Origin of the sequence: Nguyenibacter vanlangensis (genome assembly GCF_013376155.1) — a bacterium.
Taxonomy (GTDB): Bacteria; Pseudomonadota; Alphaproteobacteria; order Acetobacterales; family Acetobacteraceae; genus Gluconacetobacter; species Gluconacetobacter vanlangensis.
The window spans coordinates 1-878 of the sequence record NZ_JABXXP010000957.1; the positions used below are offsets into that span (position 1 = coordinate 1).

Below are 878 nucleotides of genomic sequence, written 5' to 3' on the forward strand. Positions count from 1 at the left end.
GGGCGATCCAGCCGGCGCTGGCGGCCCTGTTCCCCCGCGCGGTGGCGAGCCTGGACCCCGATTTCGCGGTGTCCGGCCTGACGCGGCGCATCGACGAGCCCTTCGCCGCGCTGTCGGACGGCACGCGCGAGCAGATCGCCGTGCTGGTCCGGCTGGGGCTGGCCGAATTGCTGCAGGCGCGCGGCCGTCCGGCCATGCTGGTGCTGGATGATGCGCTGACCTATGCCGATACCGGCCGGCTGCACAGGATGTTCGATATCCTGACCGATGCCGCCACCCGCATGCAGGTCCTGGTCCTGACCTGCCGGACGGAGCTTTTCACCCCGCTCGGGGCCCGCCCGCTTGCGATTGAACCGGTGACGGGCGAATCGGTGACGGGCGTATCGGCGGCGCGCGCGCCGGAATAGCTGGCCGTTTCGTTCACGAATATGTTATCATTAACAATCTTTCGTATACCGGTCATGCCGATGTTATACGGGGCGGCATGCCGCATGCCTGGATCGGGCTTCGGCCGGCCAAAAGACTGAAAAAGATCGAAACAAGAAACGATCGCTTCGGAAACGATCGCCTCGGTATGATGCCCTTTCGGACGGTGCCCGGCGCCCCCCGTCCGGTTCGTTTGTAGATGGATCCGAATGACCCGCACCTTGTTCGGGACGGCGCTGCTGCTGTCCGTTTCCAGCTTTACCCTGTCCCACGCCTATGCCCAGGCGGCGCAGCCAGTTGTCCAGGCGGCGCAGCCATCTGTCCAAACGGCGCAGCCAGGTGCCCAAGCGGTGCAGCCGGTCGTTCGGTCGGCGCAACCGGGGGGCCAGCCGGCTGCGCGGCCGATGACGGTCGGGGGATATGCCAACCGCGTGCCGGCGCGGGTCGTGACG

Annotated in this window: 1 protein-coding gene and 1 pseudogene; both read left to right on the forward strand. The window is 66.9% G+C overall.

Features of this window, described 5'->3' with window-relative positions; all coding sequences use genetic code 11:
* Positions 1-407, forward strand: a 407-nt coding sequence (locus tag HUK84_RS20445; protein ID WP_374729399.1) for an ATP-binding protein, incomplete at its 5' end; no start/stop codon positions are given.
* 228 nt (positions 408-635) lie between these two features.
* Positions 636-878, forward strand: a pseudogene (locus tag HUK84_RS20450) (hypothetical protein); the annotation flags it as partial.